The sequence below is a fragment of the Nonomuraea sp. KM90 genome (assembly GCF_052246675.1).
Classification (GTDB): domain Bacteria; phylum Actinomycetota; class Actinomycetes; order Streptosporangiales; family Streptosporangiaceae; genus Nonomuraea.
This window is the reverse complement of record NZ_JBQQCB010000079.1, coordinates 22,377-42,839: the sequence shown is the minus strand read 5'-3', so window position 1 is coordinate 42,839 and position 20,463 is coordinate 22,377. Positions and strand designations below refer to the sequence as shown.

Sequence of the window (20,463 nt, the reverse complement as noted above, 5' to 3'; positions counted from 1 at the left end):
GCGCCGATCACCCCCAGCTCGTCCCCATCGGAGGTCATACGCCATGGGAATCGCCGTATGGGCGCTCATCGCCTACATCGCCATCATCGTCGTCTGGAACGGCGTGCTGAAACGCAACATCGGTGAGGCGATGCTCATCGGTTTCGCCGGCGTGTGCCTCTTCGGCGGCACCGGGTTCTTCACCCTGGCCTGGGCGGGCATCGCCGACGCCATGGCCGAGGAGGTCGTCTTCGCCGCCCTGGCCTTCGTCTTCATGGGTTACCTGCTCACCAGGCTGGGCCTCATCCAGGAGCAGGTCACGGTCCTGAACTCGATCTTCGGCCGCCTGCGCGGCGGCGCCGGGTACGTCTCCACCTCCGCCGCCGCGCTGCTCGGCGGCCCCTCCGGATCCGGGTCCGGCATCTCCGCGTCCGTCGGCTCGGTGACCATCCCGTGGATGATCCGGTCGAACTGGCGCCCCGACCTGGCCGCCTCGCTGGTGGCGGGCAACGCCGGGCTGGGCATCTCGATCCCGCCCAGCTCGTCGATGTTCCTGCTGCTGGGCTCGGCCGCCGTGGCGCCCGTGCTGACCGCCGACCAGCTCTTCGTGCCGGCTCTCGTGGGCGGGCTGTGGACGGTGGCGTACCGGTTCGTGGTGGTGTTCGTGTGGGTGCGCAGGCACCGCATCGCGGCGGCCGACGCGGCCGATCTCGTGCCGCTCCGCGCGGCGCTGCGGGCCGGATGGACGTCGCTGCTGGTGTACGCGGGCATTCTCGTCCCGGTGCTGATGACGCTGGACTTCGGCGTGGCGCTGCTGGAGTCGCGGGTCGGCGAGGCGGCCGACGACATCAGCATCGTCGTGTGGATCCCGGTGCTGACGGTACTGGCCACGTTCGCGGTGGCGTGGAGGCGGCTGCCGCGCACCGCGCGCGCCTGGAACGAGTTGCTCGGCGAGATGGCCCCCCGGTACGCCGTCATCGGCGCGACGCTGTTCTTCGCCTTCGCGGCCGCCGCCAGCCTGGGCGAGCTGGGCCTGGTCGACCAGCTCACCGCGATCATGAAGGGGCTGGACGCGCCGGCCGTCGTCATCGCCACCCTCGTCGGCCTGCTGCTGGTCATCATCGCCGCGCCGCTGACCGGCACCGCCACGATCGCCGCCGTCGGCGGGGTGGCCTTCAGCGCGCTGACCGCGGCCGGGGTCGCCCCCGCCGCCGCGGCCACCGCCATCATGATCTTCGCCTCGACCGAGGGCGCGTCCCCGCCGGGCGCGGCCCCGATCTACATCGCCAGCGGCATCGCCCAGGTGGACCCGGCCAGGACGTTCGGCCGGCTGATCGTCTGGTTCGTCATCCCGACCCTGGTCCTCGGCGTGCTGGTCGCGACCGGCGTGCTGCCGATCTGAGAGGAGGTTCCGTCGTGAAGAGCCTCATCATGATCCTGTTCAAGGCCGGCCTCGTGCTGTTCCTCGTGCTCGGCGTCGCGGTCGTGCTGCTCCAGGTGGCCGGTCTCGTCGCCGGGAGCCCCGGCCTGGTCTCCGGCGCGGTGTCCGCGCTCGGCATGGCGATGACCGTCTCGGCCGGGGTGACCGGGCTGCTCGGCTTCGTGATGTCGTACCTCTACCACTGGAAGACCGGCGAGGACTGAGGCGGGGAGGCTACGCCTGCGGGGCCCACCAGCGGGCCGAGAGCTCCTCGTCCTCGGGCGGCGGGCCGGGCAGGTCGCGGTGGGCCGGCGGCACCCGCAGCGAGTCCATCATCAGCGTCAGGTAGCGGTGGCGGAGCTGCACCGTGCGCTCCTCGCCGCCCAGCTTGATCGAGGCGATCTGCTCGAACAGCAGCGCGATGTCGGCCACCGTCACGTCCGGCCGCAGCACGCCCGCCTCCACCGCGCGGTGGTGCACGTCGGTGGCCACGACCGAGGCGCGGACCGCGTCGCGGCCGAGCTCCTCGGTCGGCGTGAACGTGCCCGCCAGCTTGATCGTCAGTGAGTTCGTGTCGGCGTCCACGATGCCGCGCAGGTAGCCCGCGAACGCCTCCCACGGATCGCCGTCGTCGGCCAGCGCCCGCTCGGTGACCTCGATGTACAGCTTCAGCCCGTCGCCGCACAACTTCTGCAGCAGGGCCTCCTTGCTGGGGTAGCGGCGGTAGAGCGCGCTGATCCCGACGCCCGCCTTCTCGGCCACGGCCGCGATGGGGGCGCCGGGGTCGGCGGTGAAGACCGCCCGCGCCGCCTGGAGGATCAACTCGTCGTTACGCGCGGCCTGCGCCTTGCGGCCGCTCATGGGTGCGCTGGTCATGAACCCCAGTGTACGGGAACGTAAGATTCCGTTCTACTGTCCGGCGGTCAGCGGGCCCGGGTGAACTTCGAGCCCAGCCGCCACAGTTGCTCGGTGAGCTGGCCGGTGCGGTAGAACAGCCGCGGCGGGACGTACGGGAGCAGCCGCGAGGTCCGGTTGTCGAGCAGCGCGATCACGTGCTGCACCGGCAGGTCGATGTAGCGCGGAAGGTTCTCGTACCACCGGGCGCTGAGGCGGGCCGCCCGCTGCGGGACCTTGATCGCGGCCCTGCGCAGCCGGTCGTAGCGGGCCAGCGCCGCTTCCAGATCCGGCTCCCCGTACAGTGCGTCGACCAGGAAGGCGGCGTCCCCCAGCGCGAGCACGGTGCCCGCGCCGACGGAGTAGTGCGTGGTGTGCGCTGAGTCCCCCAGCAGGGCCAGGTTGCCGTGGTACCAGGTCCGGTTGGTCAGGGTGCGGAAGTTCAGCCAGTTCGCGCCGCCGTCGGACTGCGTACGGCCGATGAGCCGGTGGCCGTCGAGCACCTCGGCGAAGAGCTTCTCCAGCACGCCCAGGCTGTCGGCCTCGTTCGCCTCGTGGAGCCCGAGACCCCGCCAGGTCTCGGGAGAGCACTCGACCACGAGCGTGCTGCCCTCGTGGCTGTAGCCGTAGCCGTAGCACCAGATCCAGCCGTGCGGCGTGTCGACGAAGGCGAAGACGAAGGCGTCGAAGACCTTGGTGGTGCCGAGCCAGACGTACTTGTTCTGCCCGACCTCGACCTGGGTGCCGAAGTGGTCGGCGTGGCGCTCGCGCAGCACGCTGTTGATGCCGTCGCCGGCGATGACCAGGTCGGCGTCGGCCAGCTCGGCCTCGTCGGCGATCTCGTGCTCGAACTCGACGCGCACGCCGAGGGAGCGGGCCCGCTCGGCGAGGATCTCGAGCATCCGGTGCCGCCCGATGCCGTAGCCCTGGTCGCCGTGCTCGATCGTGACCTTCGCGCGTTCGTGCAGGTCCACGACCCAGCTGTCCCAGGAGACCGAGCTCTCGCGGATGGCGTGCGCGGTCTCGGGGTCGACGCCCTGTAGAAACTCGAGCAGCTCGCCCCAGTAGGTCACGCCCCAGCCGTACGTCGAGCCGACCGGGTTCCGCTCGTAGACGGTGATCTCATGGGCCGGGTCGACCCGCTTCATCAGGATCGAGAAGTACAGGCTGGCGGGTCCGCCGCCGGCGCAGGCGACCTTCACAACAGCTCCCTACTATACGCAAAGTAACCAATCTATAGCAGAGAGTATCAGTTGGCCCGTAGGGTGAGGCGACCCCGACCGGCTGGGACGCCGGTCATGAGATGACCAATTTTCGGCGGCGCGTTCACGCCGTCAGCGCTGTCCCGCGAGCCACTCGTCGAAGGTGGTCGGCGCGATGCGGGCGTCCTTGCCGGGCAGCAGCACGTCGCCGGCCATCGAGGGGCCGAGCGGTCCCGACCACGTCGGCACGAGCCGTACCTCGACGCCGCGCGCCTGGTGGGTGCGCCGGGCCATGTCCACGAGGTCCTGCGGCTCGGGCCCCGCCACGTCCACGTGACGGCCGCGCGGCTCGCCCAGCGCGATCTCGGCCAGGATCTCGGCCACGTCCGCGGGTGCGATCGGCTGTACGAGCAGCGGCGGGATCGTGGCGATGCCGTCCTGCTCGGTCCAGCCCGCCACCATCGCGGCGAAATCGTGGAACTGCGTGGCCGGGACGATCGTCCACGGCACCGGACCCTCGGCCACCAGGCGTTCCTGCTCCCGCTTGCCGGCGTAGTGCGCGTTGCCCTCGACCCGGTCGATGCCGACGATCGAGAGCAGCACGTGGTGGCGGACGCCGGCCCGCTCCTCGGCGGCGAGCAGGTTGCGCGTGGCGGTCCCGAAGTACGCCACCGTCTCCGCCCGGCCGGTCGCCGGCCCGTTGGTGACGTCGATGACCGTCTCGACACCGGTGAGGGCGGCGTCGAGCCCGTCGCCGGTCAGCAGGTCCACGCCGAGCGAGCGGCTGACGCCCACGACGTCGTGCCCCTCGCGCTGGAGGGCGGCGACGGTCAGTGCCCCGATGTTCCCGGTCGCGCCGGCGACTGCGATCCGCATGATGATCTCTCCTTCACTCGTTGCACCGCCACCATATCTCGGACTTAACAGATCCTCAATATCCGCGATAGAATGAGTGCCGTGAAGCTGCCCGTGAGCACCGAATGGCTGTTGCACTGCGCCACGACGCTGGCGCAGCTCGATCCGGGAGCCACCGCGTCGGCGGCGCAGCTCGCGGAGTACTACGACCTCCCGGCGCCCTATCTCGCCAAGCAGTTGCAGGCGCTTGTCAGGGCCGGGGTGCTGTCCGCGACGACCGGGCCGCGTGGCGGGTTCCGGCTGGCGCGGCCGGCTGCCGAGATCACGCTGCTGGCGATCGTCGAGGCGGTGGACGGCGCGTCGTCGCCGTACGAGTGCCGCGAGATCCGGCGGCAGGGCGTGGGCGCGCTGCCGGTCGAGGACTGCCGGCGAACCTGCGTCCTGGCGGTGAGGATGGCCGACGCGCACGAGGCGTGGCGGGGGAGCCTGGCCGGCGTCTCGCTCGCCGACATCCTGGCCGAACTGCCCCCGACGGCCCCGGCCCGCACCCGGTCACGCATCGCGGCCACCACGCGACCCGCACCCCACCGCTGACCGCCGGGCCCGCCCGTCGCGGCCTTCCGCGCGAAACCGGGCGCTGTTCACCTGGGTGCTTCGCGGGCAGCGCCTGCCGTTGGGTTCGGGGCCATCCGGAAGTCCTTGACTGCCAGCGCACCTATTTCGCTCTGGAACCAGAGGACGTACATGCACCGCAACACCCTCTCCGCCGTCGCGGCGGCCGTGACGCTGCTGGTCGCGGGCGCGCCCGCGGTGGCCACCCCGCAGGACTCCTTCTTCGGCGGGCGGCTGCCGCTGAGCGCGCCGCCGGTCACCACGACCGTGGCGCCCGGCGTGACGCTGACCTCGATGTCGCTCGGGGCCAAGGACGCCGGCGACCACTGGACCGTCCACGTGTACCTGCCGGGCACGGTCGACGGGCCGCTCAACACGGCCGCCACCGCGCTGGGGGCCAGGGAGATCGCCGACAGGGTGGCCGGGGCGGTGCGGGAGAAGGGGTTCGAGCCGCGGGTCGAGGAGGTCGCCTCGCCCGCGTTCGCCGACCGTCCCGCGGGCACGCTCGGCTGGATCGTCCGCGTCGGCCAGTACGCCACCGGCGCCGAGGCCACCGCCGCGCTCGCCAGGCTCAGGGCGGCCGGTTTCGCCGGCGGCACGCGCTACACCGCGCAGGACGGCATCGACGCGGGCGCGCCGCAGAAGGTGCACGTGCTGCGCGTGGACTTCCGCGCGTTCGGCGGCACGGTCGGCACCGACTTCGGCCCCGCGCTGAACGGCACCGAGAAGCTCACCGACCTCGCCGCCGCGGCGGGCGCCGTGGCCGGCATCAACGCGCAGTGGTTCTACAACAGCGCCCCCGGCGGCATGTACGTCAAGGACGGCAGGCTGATCGGCTCGGCCACGCAGGGCCGGGGCGGGATCAGGATCACGAAGGGCGGCCGCTCGGTGGACGTGGACGCCTACACCGCCCACGTGACCCTGCGCGCCGGGCGGGACAGCGCCGAGATCGACGGCGTCAACCGGGTCCCGGGCGAGATCTGGAACTGCGGCGGCGTCGGCGGCGACCAGCCGACCGAGAAGCCACAGCACGACCTGAAATGTACGGACAGCAGCGAGCTTGTGCTGTTCACCCCCGAATGGGGCACGCCGCCGGCCGGCGTGGGCGCCGAAGCGGTGCTGGACGCGCGCGGCGAGGTGACCGCCGTGAACGCTTCGCGCGGCGCGAGCGTCCCCGCCGGCGGGTCCACCGTCCAGGCGATCGGCGACAGCGCCGCCTGGCTGCTCGGCCACGCGAAGGTCGGCGAGCGGCTGCGCGTCAGCGAGCGCGTCGAGGACAGCCGGGGCCGGCGCGTCGCGCTGACCCCGGACACCACGATCCTCCAGGTCGGCCCCACCCTGGTACGCGACGGCCGGGTGTCGGTGAACGCGGCGGCCGACGGCCTGATCCGCGAGGGCACGGACCAGACGTTCACCTACAACTGGGCCGTGCGGGCCAACCCCCGGTCGGCGATCGGCGTGGACGACCGGGGGCGGCTCATGCTGGTGGTGGTCGACGGGCGGCAGGACGGCTACAGCGAGGGGCTCGGGATCGCCCAGACGGCCGAGCTGATGAAGCTGCTCGGTGCCCGGGAGGCCATGAACCTCGACGGCGGCGGCTCCAGCGTCATGGTCACCTCGGCCGCCGGCATCGTGAACCGGCCCTCCGACGCCACCGGCCAGCGCTCCCTGGGCAACGTCTTCCTCGTGCGCCCGTAGTCACGCCGCGCGGAAGTGGTGCGCGTGCTCGCGCGCCCACTCCGCGTACGTGCGCGGCGGCCGGCCGGTGACCCTCTCCACGTGGTCGGTCAGCGTGGTGCCGTACTCGTTCGGCGTCCCGTACAGCTGCAGCAGCAGCTCCACCGGATCCGCGGCGCCGGACGAGGCGGCCTGGCCGAGCACCCGGAAGACGGACAGGTCGGGTCGCCGGCCGGGGATGCTCCACTCCTGGCGCACCTGGTCGGGGGTGAGCTCCTCGAACCGCAGCGAGCGGCCGGTGGCCTCGCCGATGATGGCGACCATCTGCCGGGCCGTCAGCACCTCGGGGCCGGTGAGGTGGTAGGACTCCCCGGCGTGGCCGTCCTCGGTCAGCACCGTGGCGGCCACGGCGCCGATGTCGGACTCGTCGACCGGCGGGCTCTTGCGGTCGCCGTACGGCTCGCGCACCAGGTCGCCGGCCCGCAGCGGCCCGCCCCAGTCGACGAGGAAGTTGGCCATGAACTGCACCGGGTTCAGGAAGGTCCACTCCAGGGCGCCGGCCCTGACCGCGGCTTCCAGGGTGCCCTCCTGCCAGCCGACCAGGACCGAGGCCCGGCGGACCCCGGCGCGTACGGCGAGGTCGACGATCTCCTCCCCGTTCGGCAACGGCCGGTAGCCGCCGCCGAAGTTGATCAGATGGACGGCGGTGACGCCGTCGAACGCCGGCTCCAGCGTCCCGGCGTCGGTGAGGTCGCCCGCGACCACCTCCACGCCGGCGGGCAGGACGGCGGCGGCGGGATCGCGGGTCAGGGCGCGGACCTTCGCACCGCGCCCGAGCAGGTGGCGGACGACCTGGCGGCCGACGGTGCCGGTGGCTCCTGTGACGAGGACGGTCATGCCGTGCACTCCTTCGAGCTCGATCTGACGGATGTGTCGGCGTCCTGAGAGGGCCAGCGGGGCGCGAGTGTGACGTCCCCGGCCGCCGGTGTGACGCGCCTCACCCGGCCGATGTCACACTTGCCGGCCCGGAGGACCTCTTGAGGGGGTATGCGTGCTGACAAGGAGTTCTCTGATGCATGACACCGCCACACCCGACGCCTCCCAGGTCTTCGCCGGCCAGCGCGAGCTGCTGTTCTCGATCGTCTACAACATGCTCGGCAGCGTCGGCGACACCGAGGACGTGCTCCAGGAGACGTGGCTCGCGTGGTCGGCGGTCGATCTGGCCCGCGTCGAGAGCCCCCGTGCCTACCTGGTGCGCATCGCGGTCAACCAGGCCCTCGCCCACCAGAAGGCGCTGCGGAGGCGGAAGGAGACCTACCCGGGTCCGTGGCTTCCCGAGCCGCTGGTCACCGACGGCGACGCGGCCGAGCCGGCCGTACGCGCGGAGTCGGTGTCGCTCGCGATGCTCGTGGTGCTGGAGACGCTCAGCCCGCTGGAACGGGCGGTGTTCGTCCTGCACGAGGTGTTCGCGTACCAGCACACCGAGATCGCCTCCATGATCGACCGCAGCCCGGCCGCGGTCCGCCAGCTCGCCCACCGGGCCCGCGAGCACGTACGGGCGCGGCGGCCCCGGGCCAGGATCGACCGGCGCACGCACCAGGCGGTGACCGAGCGGTTCATCGAGGCCGCGTTCGGCGGGAACCTGGCCGCGCTGATGGAGATGCTCGCGCCCGAGGTCACGCTCTGGGCCGACGGCGGCGGGAAGTCGGCGGCGGGCGGGCCACGGCAGATCCGCGGCCGCGACAAGGTCGCCCGCGTGCTGGTGGCCAACGCGCGGGCCAACCAGGGCGTGGACATCCAGTACCGGCAGGTCAACGGCGATCCCTCGGTGGTCGTGTTCGAGCAGGAGGCGCCGTTCGCCGTCATGGTGCTCGACCTCGACGGCGAGCAGGTACGTGACGTCTACGTGGTCAGCAACCCCGACAAGCTCGGCACGATCCCCGACAGGACCGGCGGATGACCCCGTACGGGCGCGCGAGGGGCCGGGGTCACGGTGCTTTCAGGGCCGCGTCGATGGCCGGGCCGTTGCGGTCCAGCCAGGCCTCGCGCCGCTTGATCCGGTCCCCCACGCCCTCGTCCCACATCCGCGCCCACCCTCCGCCCTGCTCCTCGGCCGCCTGCTTCATCAGGAACCACGACCGCCGGCTCCGCAGCACGGCCACCTCGACGACCCGCGAGCGGTCGACGTCCGACATCCCGTAGGCGTCGGCGAGGATCCGGCAGCGGCGCGGCACGTCCACCTCCCGCAGCAGCGGGTCGGCGTCGGCGGGGTCGCCCAGGGGCGCCCAGTACAACATCGCGTTCACCGCCTCATCCACCCTGGTGACCGGCTTGGCGAGATCGAAGTCGATCAGCGCGGCCGCCTCGCCGCCACGGAAGACGATGTTGTCGGGCGTGTAGTCCATGTGCCCGGTCACCTCCGGGGGATAGGGCGGCAGGGGCGGCGTGCCCGGCGCCTCGGCGTAGCCCGTCTCCGGGCGCACCCCTTCCGGGGGCACGAAACCCGCGACCGCGTCGTCATAGTCGCGTACGAGGCGCCCGACGGAGGCCAGCCGTTTCTCGTCGGCGAGCCACGCCGGCCGCGGCCGCCCGGCGACCTCGCCCGGCAGGTACGTCAGCACCTCGCGGCCGGCCGCGTCGATGCCGAGGAAGCGCGGGGCGCCCGGGAACCCGACCGCCTCCAGGTGGCGCAGCAACGCGTGGACGAAAGGGGAGTTGGGGCCGACCGGACGGCGCACGGTGTCGCCGACGCGCACGACCCCCTCGGTGACGTCACCGCCGGCGAGCGGGATCTCGGGCAGGGACGGGGCGGGCTCCGCGTAGGCGTGAGAGTTCATGGGACCCTTCGGGTGTGGAGGCGGCGGAACCCTTGATCTTACGTGGCCGGAGACCTTCGGGGCTCAGGGGTTGAACGCCTGGTGGAGCTCTGGGAGCGAGACCATCTCGGTGACGAAGCCGAACCGGCCCTCCCGCATCTGCCTGGCGCCGTCGAGGAACGAGCGCAGCGCGAGCCGGGACAGCGCGCCCCCGATGCTCACCCGCCGCACGCCGATCTCGCCGAGCTGCTCCAGCGTGATCGACGGGTCCGCGAAGCCCATCACGACGTTGACCGGCCGGCCGACCGACGACACGACCGCGCGCATCTGGTCGAGGGTGCGCAGGCCGGGCGCGTACAGGACGTCCGCGCCGGCCGCCTCGAACGCCTGCAGCCGCCTGATGGTGTCGTCGAGCCCCGCGACCCCGTACAGCAGGTTCTCGGCCCTGGCGGTCAGGACGGGCGGGACCGGCAGGCCGCGGGCGACCTCGACGGCGGCCCGCACCCGCTCGACGGCGAGCCCGAAGTCGTAGATCGGCGCCCGGCGGTCGCCCGTCGCGTCCTCGATGGAGGCGCCGACGGCGCCGCTCGCGCACGCGTCCGCGATCATCTTCGCCGCCTCGGCCGGGTCGTCGGCGTAGCCGTTCTCGAGGTCGGCGTTCACCGGCAGGGGGGTCGCCTCGCTGATGGCGCGGCAGTTGTCGAGGACGTCCTGCCGGGTGGCGCGGTGGCGGCCGAGCGTGTTCGCGACGCCGAGGCTCGTGGTGGCCAGGGCCTCGAAGCCGAGGCCGGCCAGCAGCCGGGCCGTGCCCGCGTCCCAGGGGTTGGGCAGCAGGAAGGGCTCCGGGCGCTCGTGCAGGGCACGGAAGCGGGCCGCCCGCTCCGTCTGATCGGTCATGATGCGCTCCCTGGGTGGGCCGGTGTCATCGACTCACTCTCGCCACTACCGAAGCCATCAGTCAAATGCATAGCATGAATCCTCATTATCAGGAAAACTTATGGATTGTGATGACGGTCGAGGAGATCGAGGCGTTCGTCGGCATCGCCCAGTGGGGCGGGTTCACGGAGGCGTCCAGGAGGCTCAACCGGTCCCAGCCCGCGATCAGCCGCCGGATCCGGGAGCTGGAGCGGTCGCTGGGGGCGGAGCTGTTCGAGCGGGCCGGGCGCCGGGTGGTGCTCACCGACGCGGGGCGGGCGCTGCTGCCGTACGCGGAGGCCACGCTCGCGACCATCCGTGACGGCGAGCGGGCCGTACGCGAGGCGGCCAGGGCGCCCGTCGGCCCGCAGGCCCTCGCCCTGGCCATCGTCGGCACCCTGGCCGACTCGCACATCGTGGACGCGTTGCGCACGTTCGAGGCGGAGTTCCCCGAGGCGGCGGTCGAGCTGCGGACGGCGACCAGCCGCGAGGTGAGCGCGCTCGTCCGCAGCGGCGAGGCGTCGCTGGGGTTGCGCTACTTCCCCGACGCCGACCCGCGGCTGGAGTCGATCCCGCTCGGCACGGAGAAGCTCCTGGTCGTGGTGCCCGCCTCGCACCCGGTGACCGCCCGCCGGCTGCCCGACCTGCGGGCGCTGCAGGGGGAGCGGTGGCTCGGCTTCCCGCCCGCGCGGGGCCAGTCCGACTCCTTCGGCCACCTGCTCGAACGCCACCTGCCGGCGCATGGGCTGGTGAACCCCTCGATCACCCGGATCGACAGCCTGACCGCGCAGCGCAGGCTGGTCGAGGCGGGTCTCGGCGTCGCGCTCATGCCCACCAGCAGCGTCCGGGAGGAGCTGCGCATCGGCAGCCTGCGGGCGATCGAGATCGAGAACATGGACGCCGGCCTGCCCGTGGTCGTCGTACGCAGGCGGCGCGGCCACCAGGGCCGGCTGGCCACGGCCTTCGTCGAACTGCTCAAGGAGCGCACGCCGGGCCTGCTGCGATGATGTGCACCCTGCACGCCTTGTGTATGATGCACTTTCGCGTCGAGGGAGGGACGAAAGACCGGCCATGGGCAAGCCCACAGAGTGCATCGAGTACGAGACCATGCTGCTCGGGCGGCACCGTTACCTGGCCCCTTCCCGGCCCCGCTCCGACGGCGAGCGCCTCGACCGCAGCGCGTACATCCTGCTCAGCCGCCTGGAGCTGGACGGCCCGATGTCGATCGGGCAGCTCAGCGAGGCGTTCCGGCTCGACCCCTCCACCCTCAACCGGCAGACCTCCGCGATGATGCGCGCCGGGCTGGTGGAGCGCATCCCCGACCCCGAGGGCGGCATCGCGCGCAAGTTCCGCGTCACGGAGGAGGGCGAGCAGCGCCTGCGGAGCGAGCGCGAGCAGAACCTCCGGGGCCTGGAGAAGGTGCTCGCCGGCTGGAGCGCCGAGGACGCCGCCACCTTCGCCGCCTACCTCAAGCGGTTCAACTCCGACATCGAGCGACTCGAAGGGCGCCCCTGGCCCCGCCCGTGAACCGGGCGGCCCGCCCGATCATCCCCGTAGGCCATCCAGTGATGTGCATCATGCATAAGTTGTGCAAGAGGCATGAGGTGTGTATGGTGCATTCGGAATAATCGGGCAAAGGGGGACATATGGTGCACTCCGCACCTGCCGGACGCCCCGGCGGCGGGATCGTCAGCGTCCTCGCGGTGGCCGGCATCGTCGGCTCGCTCATGCAGACCCTGGTGGTGCCGCTGGTCGGCGAGCTGCCCCGGCTGCTCGACGCCACGGCGGCGGACACGTCGTGGGTGATCACCGTGACGCTGCTGGTCGGCGCGGTCGCCACCCCCGTGGTCGGCAAGCTCGGCGACCTGTACGGCAAGCGCCGCATGATGCTGATCTGCTCGCTGCCGCTCATCGCCGGCTCGGTGGTGTGCGCGCTGGCCGGCTCCCTGATCCCGATGATCGCCGGACGTGGCCTGCAGGGCCTGGGCGTGGGCATGATCCCGCTCGGGGTGAGCGCGCTGCGCGACCTGCTGCCGCCCCAGCGGGTCGGGCCGGCGATCGCGCTGATGAGCTCCTCGATGGGCATCGGCGGCGCGCTCGGCCTGCCCCTCTCGGCGGCGGTCGCGGAGTACGCGGACTGGCGGATGCTGTTCTGGGGCTCGGCCGTGCTGAGCGTGCTGGTCGCCGTGCTGATCTGGCTGCTGGTGCCGGCCACGCCCGTGAGCGCCAAGGGCCGCCTCGACGTCGTCGGCGCGCTCGGCCTGGGGGCGGCGCTGGTCTGCCTGCTGCTGGGCGTGTCGAAGGGCGGCGACTGGGGCTGGGGGAGCGGCACCACGCTCGGGCTGCTCGGCGCGGCGGTGCTGGTCCTGCTGCTGTGGGCCCTCTACGAGCTGCGCGTCCGCGACCCGCTGGTCGACCTGCGGACCACCGCGCGGCCCCAGGTCCTGCTCACCAACCTGGCCTCGATCCTGGTCGGCTTCGCCATGTACGCCCAGTCGCTGGTCCTCATCCAGATCCTGCAACTGCCCGAGGCGACCGGGTACGGCCTGGGCCAGTCGATGCTGGCCGCCGGGCTCTGGCTGGCTCCGTCCGGCCTGATGATGATGGCCGTTGCCTCGCTCGGCGCCCGGTTGTCGGCCGCCCGGGGGCCCAAGACCAGCCTGTTCCTGGGTGTGCTGATCATCGCGCTCGGGTACGGTGCCGCGCTGGGCTTGATGGACTGGGCCTGGGGGCTGATGATCGCCGGGTGTGTCGCCAGCATCGGTGTCGGCCTGGCGTACGGGGCCATGCCCGCGTTGATCATGGGTGCCGTGCCGCAGAGCGAGACCGCCTCGGCCAACAGCTTCAACACGCTGATGCGCTCCATCGGCACCTCGGTGTCGGCCGCCGTGGTCGGCGTCGTGCTGGCCCAGATGACGGTGACGGTGGGCGGGCACGCGCTGCCCTCGGAGTCCGGATTCCGTACCGCGCTGCTGCTCGGCTGCGGTGTCGCCCTGGTGGCCGCCCTGGTCACGCTCACCCTCCCCAAGCCCCACCCCACCGCCCCCGCGGCCTCCCATCCGGCGGACGACGTCCTCAGCCCGGCCGGCGCCGCCGGTCCCGTGGTGGCACTTGGGCCGGGGGCGGCGTTCGGTACGGCGGAGGTGTCCCGTCCCGGTGGGCATGGCGAGCAGGTCCGGCCGCCCGGGCCGGCCGCGCAGGGCGGTGCGCCCCTGCCTCTTGCGCAGGGCGGTGCGCTCCTGCCTCCCGCGCAGGCCGAGGTGGCCCGGCTGACCGCCCGGGCCACCCGGGCCATGGAGCGCGGGCACGAGGAGCTGGGCCCCTGGGGGGACGCGTTCCGCTCGCACGACGCCGGCACCGGCCGTCACCAGGCGCCCGCCGACCCCTTCCGCCCGCAGCGGCACGACCCGGGGCGAAGCCCGGGACACGACCCGCGGCCCGGCAACGGCGGGCTCTCCGCCGACGAGCGGGCCGAACTGCTCTGGACGCGTGCGGAGAACGCCGAACTCCGCGCGGCGAACGCGGGCCTGCGCAGCGCGAACGAGGAGCTCACCAGGGAGAACGGGGTGCTGCGCAAGGAGCTCGACGTGCTCATGCAGAGCGTTTCCCTCTGGGTGAAGAACCTCGCGGAGCGCTGAGCGGTGCCAATCGATCGGTAGGGTCGTGGGTCATGGAGATCTGGATCAATCCCGCGTGCTCCAAGTGCCGCTCCGCGCTGTCCGTTCTGGACGCCGAGGCCGCCGACTACACCGTACGCCGCTACCTGGAGGATCCCCCGAACCAGGGCGAGATCCGTGAGGTCCTGGCCCGGCTCGGCCTCGAACCGTGGGACATCACCAGGACCGGCGAGGCGAAGGCGGCCGAGCTCGGCATGGACGGCTGGCCGCGTGACGCGCGGGCCAGGGACCGGTGGATCAGGGCGCTGGCGGAGAACCCGATCCTGATCCAGCGGCCGATCATCACCGCCGACGACGGGACGACGGTGATCGGCCGCTCGGAGGAGGCCGTGCGAAGCGTGCTCTCGACGGACTCCGCACGCGCCTCCGGCAGGTGACGGCGGCGCGCTCGACGGGCTGCGGGAGTGCGTCCGGCCCGTGACGGTGGCGCGTGCTCGACAAACTCCGTGCGTGCCTCTCGGTTGTGGCGGTGGCGTCCGGGCGAGGGCGCATGACTTCGTGTCAGACTGCCCACATGACCCACACCCACGAATCAGACCCGGCGTGTGAGGTGGCCCATGCCGAGGCTCCGGCCGGGGAGACCGGGCGGACGCTGGTGGCCGTCTTCGCCTCGCCGGTGGCCGACTGCCTGCTGAGGTTCGGGGCGGAGCTGGGCTACCGACCGATCCTCGTCGAGCCCGACCCGGCGCGCGGCCTCGACGGGCACGCGGCGGTGCGCGAGCTCGGCGACCTCGTCGACTCGACCGCCGACGTGGTGCTCACCGACCACCACCGCGAGGAGATCGGCCCGGTCCTCCGCGACCTGCTCAAGTCGCCCGCCCGCTGGATCGGCATCATGGGCAGCCCCCGCCACACCGCGCCGCACGTGCGAGCGCTGGCCGACCTGGGGGTGCCGCCGGAGGAGATCGCCCGGGTGCACCGGCCCATCGGCCTCAACATCGGCTCGCAGACCCCGCCCGAGATCGCCGTCGCCACCCTGGCCGGCCTGATCGCCGACCGCAACGCCCGCCCCGGCGGCTTCGATTTCTGAGCCTTCTCCAGCCGTGCGGCGCGCGAGGGGAGTCCCACGCGCGCCGGCCCGCACCGGCTAGGACCTGATCTCGTACACCGCGGTGGTGCCGCTCACCTCGTTGCCGACGACCAGCAGCGGCTTGCGCGTCGGGCTGTCGTGGGCGTCGATGAACAGCACGCCCTCGGGGCCGACGTCCCCGGCCGTGCCCGCCTCGACGTCGCCGGCGAAGTCGCGCGTGTTGACGTACCCGGCCAGGGCGGGCTTGCGGGGGTTGGACAGGTCGTACGTGACGACGCCGCCGACCCGCTCCAGGCCCACGAAGGCGTACGTGCGGCCGCGTACCTCACCGACCGCCACGCCCTCCGGCTCGGGCCCCTTGTTGTCGCTGCGGGAGTCGAAGGAGTCGTTCTCCTCGTTGTCGAAGTTGAACTGCCCGGGCAGCTCCCGCGCGACGAGCCGCTCCAGCTCGCTGCCGGAGTCCCAGACCAGCGACCCGTCGGCGGCGCGGACCGAGACGGACCGGGCGCCGAACACGCGCAGCTCGGTGTACCTGCCGTCGGCGTCCTTCGGCGAGTCGGACAACACGGTCAGCCGCCCCAGCTCGGCGTCCTGCTTCAGGGCGGCCGCGTTCGGGAACGCCGTCGGCGACAGTTCGGCGCTCTTGACGCGTACCTCGTCGGTGTGGCACTCCCAGTCGCGGCTGTCGCCCTCGTTGGCGGTCACCAGGTAGGTACGGCCGCGGTCGCCGAAGTGACTGATCGCGTCCGGCATGTACATGCCCTTGACCGGGTGCGTACGGATGTCGATCTTGCCGTCGCGGTCCGAGGCGTCCAGCGCGTTGGCGGGCTGGGCGTGGTCCTTCAGCCCGAGCGGCACGATGTCGCGCACCGTGGCCCGCTCCAGGTCCACCACGGCCAGCGCGTTGTTCTCCTGCAGCGTCACCCAGGCGGTGCCCTTGTCGATGGTGATGTACTCGGGCTCCAGGTCCTGGGCCGCGCTCACCCCCGGCCCGCTGATCCGCACGCCCTTGGCGCGCAGCCGGTCCTCCTGCCCGTTCCACGCCCGGAACCCGGCGGTGCGCACGGTGCCGCGCCGCACGTCGATGACGCTGATCGACCCCTCGGGGTCGTCGACGGCACCCGTGCAGTACGAGGCGGCCTCGCCCTCGTTCGCCACGACGACCCGCCGACCGTCGGCGGTGAACGTCAGCATGTCCGGCAGCGCCCCCACCGTGACCTCACGCTGCTTCTTGCCGGTCCGGGCGTCGAAGAACGCGACAGTGCCCGCGGCCGTCTTGTCGGCCGCCTGCTGGGCGACCGCCACCAGACCGTCGTGCACGGCCACGCTGTTGGCGCCGGGCGTGGCGAGCGTGGCCACCTTGCGCGGCGCCCGCGGGTTCCGCAGGTCGAGCACGTCCACCGTGCCCTGCTCCGCGTTGACGACGAAGACGCGCCTGGTCTTCGCGTCGTACGCGGTGATCTCCGCGGCCCCGGCACCGACGGCACCGGCGGAGTAGCGGCCGAGCAGGGACAACTCGATGCCGGAGCGCTCGGCCCGAGCGGCGGCGGTGGTGGCGGGCAACATGGCGAGCACGGACATGGTGGCCGCCGCCAAGCACAGTGGGGTGGTGGTACGCATGTGGCGGAGTGTCACGATATTTCATGACTGGTTTCCGCCGTACAGATGACCACCGTCTGAACCGCGGCTGACGACCTGCCCCTCCGCGTCCCCTCGGCAGCTCCGCCCGCACCGGCCCCGAGGCCGCTCGGCGGGGTCGCGATCCAGAAGGCCGGCGGGGGCGGGCGGCAGTGCCGCGCCCGGGCGCCTGTGTTTGACTTGGCGGATGGAGCAGCACCGGTACTTGCACCTGATCGAGCTGGATCACGCGCGCATGCGTGAGACCGCCACCCGTGACCTGGCCGCCCCGGTGCCCTCCTGCCCGGGGTGGACCACCGCCGACCTGCTCAAGCACGTCGGCGACACCTTCCTGCACAAGGTCGAGACGATGCGCCGCGGCACCTGGCCGAAGCCCTGGCCGCCGGAGCCGGACCCGAACGGCCCCGGAGCGTACCTGGACCGCGCCATGGCCGGGTTGCGCGGCGAGCTCACCTCCCGGAAACCGGAGGAGCAGGCACTGACGTGGTACGACCCCGACCAGACCGTTGGTTTCTGGGCCCGCAGGATGGCGCTGGAGACGGCGGTGCACCGGGTGGACGCCGAGCTGGCGGCCGGCGAACCCATCACGCCGATCCCGACCGACCTGGCCGTGGACGGCATCGATGAGATCCTCGTGACGTTCCTCGCCTTCGCCTCCCGCCAGTGGCCGGAGGACTTCGGTGCCGCCCTCGCCGGCGCGGACGGGCGCGCGGTGTCGATCGCCGCGGGAGCGGATCGCCTGCTCGTCCGCCTGGCCGCCTCGGGCGTCGAGGTCTCCAGGGACGATGACCCAGGAGAGGCGTCCATCTCGGGCGCACCCCAGGACGTGCTGCTGTGGCTGTGGAGGCGGGCCGACGGCGCGGCGCTGACCTTCGACGGCGACCCCGAGCTGGTGAAACGGCTGGGCGACCTGCTCAAGGAGGCGACGCGGTAACCTCCGGAAGCTCCGTGCTCGTCATCGACGCTCTCAAAGGGCAGCGGCCGGTTCAGGGGTGTCCCAGCCGGAGACGAACCAGCGGGCCTCGCCGGTGGCGGGGTCGTACTCCCGCCGTCTGATCGTGGCGATGTCGCCGCCGTAGACGTGGATGCCGACGGTGGGCTCGCCGCCGACGGCTGCGACGGCATGGACGTCGTCGTCGGTGGTGCAGCAGACGGTCACCTGCCCCGGCTCCCACCGCGTTTCGCCGGCCGGCGTCAGCGGCGCGCCCTCGGTGGACGGTGTCGGCTTGAGGTAGCGGCTCTCGTGCTCGACTCCCGCGTAGATGCCGGCGACGCCCCACGTCTCGTGCGAGTGCACGTTGGTGCGCTGGCCCACGTCCCAGACCACGGACGCCAACGACCAGCTGCCATCGGGAGCGATGTGGAGCGGATATGTCAGGTGACGCGCCGGCGATGACCGGGTCACCTCCGGCGGGAGCCGGTAACCGCCGGCCAGCAGGGCGGACAGCAGCTCGGCGACCCGCGCCGTGATCTCGTGCTCGTCGGCGGTGCCGCTCACCACCAGGCCCACCTCGTCGATGAAGGTCTGCAGGCGGTCAGACTCCATGGTGCTCTCCTTCGCGCAGGGTCTTCAGTGCGCTGCTCCAGGCGACGACCTGGTCCAGCAGGGTGGTCAGGGTGTCCTCGTGGCGGCCGGCCGGCTGGAAGACGGTGAAGTCCGCGAAATCGGTGAACAGCGACAGCTCCACCTGTGCGCTGACGTGCGCGACCTGGAGACAGCTCATCACCAGCCGCAGGTGCTCTATGGCGCGGGCGCCGCCGGCGCTTCCGTAGCCGACGAACCCGGCCGCCTTGTTGGTCCACTCCGCGTAGAGGAAGTCGATCGCGTTCTTCAGCGGGCCGGGTGCCGAGTGGTTGTACTCGGGTGTCACGAACACGTACGCGTCGAACGAGGCGATCTTCGCCGCCCAGGTGTGGGTGTGCGGCCGGGTGTACTGGCCCGTGATCGCCGGCATCGGCTCGTCCAGGGAGGGCAGTGCGAAGCCGGCCAGGTCCACCACCTCGAACCTGGCGTCGCCGCGTTCGGCCGCACGGTCGTGCACCCACCCGGCGACCGCGTCGCCCTTGCGTCCGGGCCGGGTGCTGCCGATGATGATCGCCACGTCGATCATGACGCGGCGCCCGGCAGGATCCGGTACTTGAGGTGGGTGACGCCGGGCGCCTCGACGGCCCGGACCTGCTCGAGTCGCACATCGGCGCCCCCGAGGTCGTCCAGGAGGCGCGACCCGCCACCGAGCAGCACCGGGACGACGTGCAGCTCGAGCTCGTCCAGCAGCCCCGCCGCCAGGTACTGCGCGACGACCTGGCCGCCGCCCCACAGCATGACGTCCCGGCCGCCGGCGGCCTTCTTCGCCTGCTCCAGCGCGGCCTCGATGCCGTCGGTGACGAAGTGGTACGTGGTCCCTCCCGCCATCTCCACCGGATCGCGCGGGTGGTGGGTGAGGACGTACACGGGGTAGTGGTAGGGCGGGTTGTCACCCCACCAGCCCGTCCACCGCTCGTCGCCCCAGGCGCCCCCGCCGATGGGGCCGAACATGTTCCGGCCCATCATCCCGGCGCCGATGTTCTGCAGCGACTCCTCGAACACCGGCGTGCTCGCGTTCACCTCGCCGCCCTGCCCGCCGTGGGCCCGGCGGAAGGCGGCCAGCGCGGCCACCCAGTCGTGCAGCCGCTCGCCACCCTCGCCCAGCGGGTTCTCCTGGCTCTGGTTCGGGCCGGCGACGAAACCGTCCAGCGAGATCGAGATGTGACATTTGAGCTTGCTCATCGTGCCTCCTCAGTCGGTCCGGCGCCGCTGTCCGGCGCCTCACACAGAGCATGGCCGGATGCACAGATGACGTCTAATGCCAATACTTCGAGATTTACATTGATATCTTCTATCTATGCTGAACCTGGTCCATCTCAAGGTGCTGGCCGCGGTGGCGCGACACGGGTCCGTGACCGAAGCGGCGAGGGAACTGCACTACTCGCAGCCGTCGGTGAGCCATCACCTGTCCCGCCTGGAGGCGGCCACCGGCGTCAAGCTCGTCCAGCGGGTGGGTAGGGGGATCCGGCTGACCCCGGAAGGGCAACTGCTGGCCAACCGGGCCATCGAGATCGTGGGCCGGGTCGACGCGGCGACCAGCGAGCTGGCGGCGCAGGTCGGACTGCGGGCGGGGCGGGTGCGCCTGGCCGCCAACGCGTCGGTGCTGAGCACGATCGTGCCGAAGGCGGCCGCCGCGCTGGCCCAGGAGCATCCGGGACTCGAGCTGATCCTGATCGACCGTCACCCGGTCGAGGCGCTGCAGATGCTGCGGCAAGGCGAGATCGACGTCGCGCTCATCTTCCGGTACGCCGACGCTCCGGTCGAGGAGGAGGGATTCCGCCTCGTCCACGTCGGCGACGACCCGGTCCACCTCGTGAGCCGGCGGCCCGACGACAGCATCGCGAACCATCGCCACTCCGCCTGGATCGGCGGGTGCGAGCGGTGCCAGAACGAGCTGATCGCGCTGTGCCGGCAAGAAGGCTTCACGCCACGCATCGCGTCGCTCAGCGACGACATGGTCGTCGTGCAAGCCCTCGTCGCCGTCGGCGCAGGCGTCACCACCCTGCCCGGACTCGCGCTGCAGGCTCACCGCCGGCCCGACATCCACACCACCGAGATCGCCGGCTTCACCCGCCGGATCTACGCCGTCACCTACGGCGATCCACCCGACCCGCCCGCCACCCTCGCGCTGATCCAGGCCATCCAGGACGCCGCCCCGTAGGA

At 72.2% G+C, this 20,463-nt stretch carries 22 protein-coding genes; 12 read left to right on the top strand and 10 right to left on the bottom strand.

Going from position 1 to position 20,463, the window contains the following annotated elements; genetic code table 11:
• Positions 1–43 precede the first annotated feature (43 nt).
• A complete protein-coding gene (locus ACTWPW_RS44225; RefSeq protein ID WP_375113930.1) occupies positions 44–1,381 on the top strand; it encodes a TRAP transporter large permease subunit in 1,338 nt (445 codons plus the stop codon).
• Between the two features lie 14 nt (positions 1,382–1,395).
• Positions 1,396–1,623 (top strand): hypothetical protein, encoded by a 228-nt coding sequence (locus ACTWPW_RS44220; protein WP_364131420.1) that lies wholly within the window; start codon positions 1,396–1,398, stop codon positions 1,621–1,623.
• A gap of 10 nt (positions 1,624–1,633) precedes the next feature.
• Here the strand turns inward: ACTWPW_RS44220 and ACTWPW_RS44215 are convergent, their stop codons facing one another.
• From ACTWPW_RS44215 to ACTWPW_RS44205, 3 genes are all read right to left on the bottom strand, one after another.
• Positions 1,634–2,275, bottom strand: a complete 642-nt coding sequence (locus ACTWPW_RS44215) for a TetR/AcrR family transcriptional regulator (protein ID WP_375113929.1) — start codon at positions 2,273–2,275, stop codon at positions 1,634–1,636.
• 47 nt (positions 2,276–2,322) lie between these two features.
• Complete coding sequence (locus ACTWPW_RS44210) at positions 2,323–3,495, bottom strand: FAD-dependent monooxygenase (protein WP_375113928.1); 1,173 nt, start codon at positions 3,493–3,495, stop codon at positions 2,323–2,325.
• Between the two features lie 132 nt (positions 3,496–3,627).
• The gene (locus tag ACTWPW_RS44205; protein ID WP_375113927.1) at positions 3,628–4,371 is read right to left on the bottom strand and encodes an SDR family oxidoreductase; all 744 of its coding nucleotides are present in this window, start codon (positions 4,369–4,371) and stop codon (positions 3,628–3,630) included.
• Positions 4,372–4,452: 81 nt separating this feature from the next.
• On the opposite strand from ACTWPW_RS44205, the gene ACTWPW_RS44200 reads away from it, so the two are divergent.
• Complete coding sequence (locus tag ACTWPW_RS44200; protein ID WP_375113926.1) at positions 4,453–4,944, top strand: RrF2 family transcriptional regulator; 492 nt, start codon at positions 4,453–4,455, stop codon at positions 4,942–4,944.
• Between the two features lie 150 nt (positions 4,945–5,094).
• Positions 5,095–6,660, top strand: a complete 1,566-nt coding sequence (locus ACTWPW_RS44195) for a phosphodiester glycosidase family protein (RefSeq protein ID WP_443172243.1) — start codon at positions 5,095–5,097, stop codon at positions 6,658–6,660.
• On the opposite strand, the gene ACTWPW_RS44190 is transcribed toward ACTWPW_RS44195, so the two are convergent.
• Complete coding sequence (locus ACTWPW_RS44190; protein ID WP_443172242.1) at positions 6,661–7,536, bottom strand: NmrA family NAD(P)-binding protein; 876 nt, start codon at positions 7,534–7,536, stop codon at positions 6,661–6,663.
• A gap of 175 nt (positions 7,537–7,711) precedes the next feature.
• On the opposite strand from ACTWPW_RS44190, the gene sigJ reads away from it, so the two are divergent.
• On the top strand, positions 7,712–8,599 hold the full coding sequence (gene sigJ, locus ACTWPW_RS44185) for an RNA polymerase sigma factor SigJ (RefSeq protein WP_375113923.1): 888 nt from the start codon (positions 7,712–7,714) through the stop codon (positions 8,597–8,599).
• 28 nt (positions 8,600–8,627) lie between these two features.
• On the opposite strand, the gene ACTWPW_RS44180 is transcribed toward sigJ, so the two are convergent.
• Together ACTWPW_RS44180 and ACTWPW_RS44175 are read right to left on the bottom strand one after the other, a co-directional pair.
• Entirely contained in the window at positions 8,628–9,476 is an 849-nt protein-coding gene (locus ACTWPW_RS44180; protein ID WP_443172241.1) for a phosphotransferase, read from the bottom strand.
• Between the two features lie 63 nt (positions 9,477–9,539).
• The gene (locus ACTWPW_RS44175; RefSeq protein ID WP_375113921.1) at positions 9,540–10,352 is read right to left on the bottom strand and encodes an isocitrate lyase/PEP mutase family protein; all 813 of its coding nucleotides are present in this window, start codon (positions 10,350–10,352) and stop codon (positions 9,540–9,542) included.
• A 110-nt stretch (positions 10,353–10,462) separates the two neighbouring features.
• Here ACTWPW_RS44175 and ACTWPW_RS44170 point away from each other — a divergent pair, with 110 nt between their 5' ends.
• From ACTWPW_RS44170 to ACTWPW_RS44150, 5 genes are all read left to right on the top strand, one after another.
• Entirely contained in the window at positions 10,463–11,377 is a 915-nt protein-coding gene (locus ACTWPW_RS44170; RefSeq protein ID WP_375113920.1) for a LysR family transcriptional regulator, read from the top strand.
• A 64-nt stretch (positions 11,378–11,441) separates the two neighbouring features.
• Positions 11,442–11,897 carry a MarR family winged helix-turn-helix transcriptional regulator gene (locus ACTWPW_RS44165; protein ID WP_375113919.1) on the top strand — a complete coding sequence of 152 codons (456 nt, stop codon included), beginning with the start codon at positions 11,442–11,444 and terminating at the stop codon, positions 11,895–11,897.
• Positions 11,898–12,016: 119 nt separating this feature from the next.
• Positions 12,017–14,008, top strand: a complete 1,992-nt coding sequence (locus ACTWPW_RS44160; RefSeq protein WP_443172240.1) for an MFS transporter — start codon at positions 12,017–12,019, stop codon at positions 14,006–14,008.
• 32 nt (positions 14,009–14,040) lie between these two features.
• On the top strand, positions 14,041–14,424 hold the full coding sequence (locus ACTWPW_RS44155; protein ID WP_364131383.1) for an arsenate reductase family protein: 384 nt from the start codon (positions 14,041–14,043) through the stop codon (positions 14,422–14,424).
• A gap of 137 nt (positions 14,425–14,561) precedes the next feature.
• Positions 14,562–15,077, top strand: coding sequence for an XdhC family protein (locus tag ACTWPW_RS44150; RefSeq protein WP_443172239.1), 516 nt, complete (start codon positions 14,562–14,564; stop codon positions 15,075–15,077).
• Positions 15,078–15,134: 57 nt separating this feature from the next.
• Here the strand turns inward: ACTWPW_RS44150 and ACTWPW_RS44145 are convergent, their stop codons facing one another.
• On the bottom strand, positions 15,135–16,697 hold the full coding sequence (locus ACTWPW_RS44145) for a choice-of-anchor I family protein (protein ID WP_375113916.1): 1,563 nt from the start codon (positions 16,695–16,697) through the stop codon (positions 15,135–15,137).
• Between the two features lie 205 nt (positions 16,698–16,902).
• Here ACTWPW_RS44145 and ACTWPW_RS44140 point away from each other — a divergent pair, with 205 nt between their 5' ends.
• Positions 16,903–17,649 (top strand): maleylpyruvate isomerase family mycothiol-dependent enzyme, encoded by a 747-nt coding sequence (locus ACTWPW_RS44140; protein ID WP_443172238.1) that lies wholly within the window; start codon positions 16,903–16,905, stop codon positions 17,647–17,649.
• 33 nt (positions 17,650–17,682) lie between these two features.
• Here the strand turns inward: ACTWPW_RS44140 and ACTWPW_RS44135 are convergent, their stop codons facing one another.
• The 3 genes from ACTWPW_RS44135 to ACTWPW_RS44125 are packed head-to-tail and all read right to left on the bottom strand — an operon-like array spanning position 17,683 to position 19,482.
• Positions 17,683–18,261, bottom strand: coding sequence for a hypothetical protein (locus tag ACTWPW_RS44135; protein ID WP_443172237.1), 579 nt, complete (start codon positions 18,259–18,261; stop codon positions 17,683–17,685).
• Complete coding sequence (locus ACTWPW_RS44130; protein ID WP_375113913.1) at positions 18,251–18,826, bottom strand: NADPH-dependent FMN reductase; 576 nt, start codon at positions 18,824–18,826, stop codon at positions 18,251–18,253. The genes ACTWPW_RS44135 and ACTWPW_RS44130 overlap by 11 nt, the downstream gene beginning before the upstream one ends.
• A complete protein-coding gene (locus ACTWPW_RS44125; protein WP_375113912.1) occupies positions 18,823–19,482 on the bottom strand; it encodes a dihydrofolate reductase family protein in 660 nt (219 codons plus the stop codon). The genes ACTWPW_RS44130 and ACTWPW_RS44125 overlap by 4 nt, the downstream gene beginning before the upstream one ends.
• 115 nt (positions 19,483–19,597) lie before the next feature.
• On the opposite strand from ACTWPW_RS44125, the gene ACTWPW_RS44120 reads away from it, so the two are divergent.
• On the top strand, positions 19,598–20,461 hold the full coding sequence (locus ACTWPW_RS44120) for a LysR family transcriptional regulator (protein ID WP_443172236.1): 864 nt from the start codon (positions 19,598–19,600) through the stop codon (positions 20,459–20,461).
• Positions 20,462–20,463 lie beyond the last annotated feature (2 nt).

Coding starts and splice junctions, on each gene's coding strand:
- sigJ (WP_375113923.1), top strand. CDS start 7,712: ATGCATGACACCGCCACACCCGACGCCTCCCAGGTCTTCGCCGGCCAG.
- ACTWPW_RS44160 (WP_443172240.1), top strand. CDS start 12,017: ATGGTGCACTCCGCACCTGCCGGACGCCCCGGCGGCGGGATCGTCAGC.
- ACTWPW_RS44195 (WP_443172243.1), top strand. CDS start 5,095: ATGCACCGCAACACCCTCTCCGCCGTCGCGGCGGCCGTGACGCTGCTG.
- ACTWPW_RS44165 (WP_375113919.1), top strand. CDS start 11,442: ATGGGCAAGCCCACAGAGTGCATCGAGTACGAGACCATGCTGCTCGGG.
- ACTWPW_RS44120 (WP_443172236.1), top strand. CDS start 19,598: ATGCTGAACCTGGTCCATCTCAAGGTGCTGGCCGCGGTGGCGCGACAC.
- ACTWPW_RS44170 (WP_375113920.1), top strand. CDS start 10,463: ATGACGGTCGAGGAGATCGAGGCGTTCGTCGGCATCGCCCAGTGGGGC.
- ACTWPW_RS44130 (WP_375113913.1), bottom strand. CDS start 18,826: ATGATCGACGTGGCGATCATCATCGGCAGCACCCGGCCCGGACGCAAG.
- ACTWPW_RS44155 (WP_364131383.1), top strand. CDS start 14,041: ATGGAGATCTGGATCAATCCCGCGTGCTCCAAGTGCCGCTCCGCGCTG.
- ACTWPW_RS44225 (WP_375113930.1), top strand. CDS start 44: ATGGGAATCGCCGTATGGGCGCTCATCGCCTACATCGCCATCATCGTC.
- ACTWPW_RS44215 (WP_375113929.1), bottom strand. CDS start 2,275: ATGACCAGCGCACCCATGAGCGGCCGCAAGGCGCAGGCCGCGCGTAAC.
- ACTWPW_RS44150 (WP_443172239.1), top strand. CDS start 14,562: ATGACCCACACCCACGAATCAGACCCGGCGTGTGAGGTGGCCCATGCC.
- ACTWPW_RS44175 (WP_375113921.1), bottom strand. CDS start 10,352: ATGACCGATCAGACGGAGCGGGCGGCCCGCTTCCGTGCCCTGCACGAG.
- ACTWPW_RS44190 (WP_443172242.1), bottom strand. CDS start 7,536: ATGACCGTCCTCGTCACAGGAGCCACCGGCACCGTCGGCCGCCAGGTC.
- ACTWPW_RS44125 (WP_375113912.1), bottom strand. CDS start 19,482: ATGAGCAAGCTCAAATGTCACATCTCGATCTCGCTGGACGGTTTCGTC.
- ACTWPW_RS44140 (WP_443172238.1), top strand. CDS start 16,903: ATGGAGCAGCACCGGTACTTGCACCTGATCGAGCTGGATCACGCGCGC.
- ACTWPW_RS44180 (WP_443172241.1), bottom strand. CDS start 9,476: ATGAACTCTCACGCCTACGCGGAGCCCGCCCCGTCCCTGCCCGAGATC.
- ACTWPW_RS44135 (WP_443172237.1), bottom strand. CDS start 18,261: ATGGAGTCTGACCGCCTGCAGACCTTCATCGACGAGGTGGGCCTGGTG.
- ACTWPW_RS44145 (WP_375113916.1), bottom strand. CDS start 16,697: ATGCGTACCACCACCCCACTGTGCTTGGCGGCGGCCACCATGTCCGTG.
- ACTWPW_RS44205 (WP_375113927.1), bottom strand. CDS start 4,371: ATGCGGATCGCAGTCGCCGGCGCGACCGGGAACATCGGGGCACTGACC.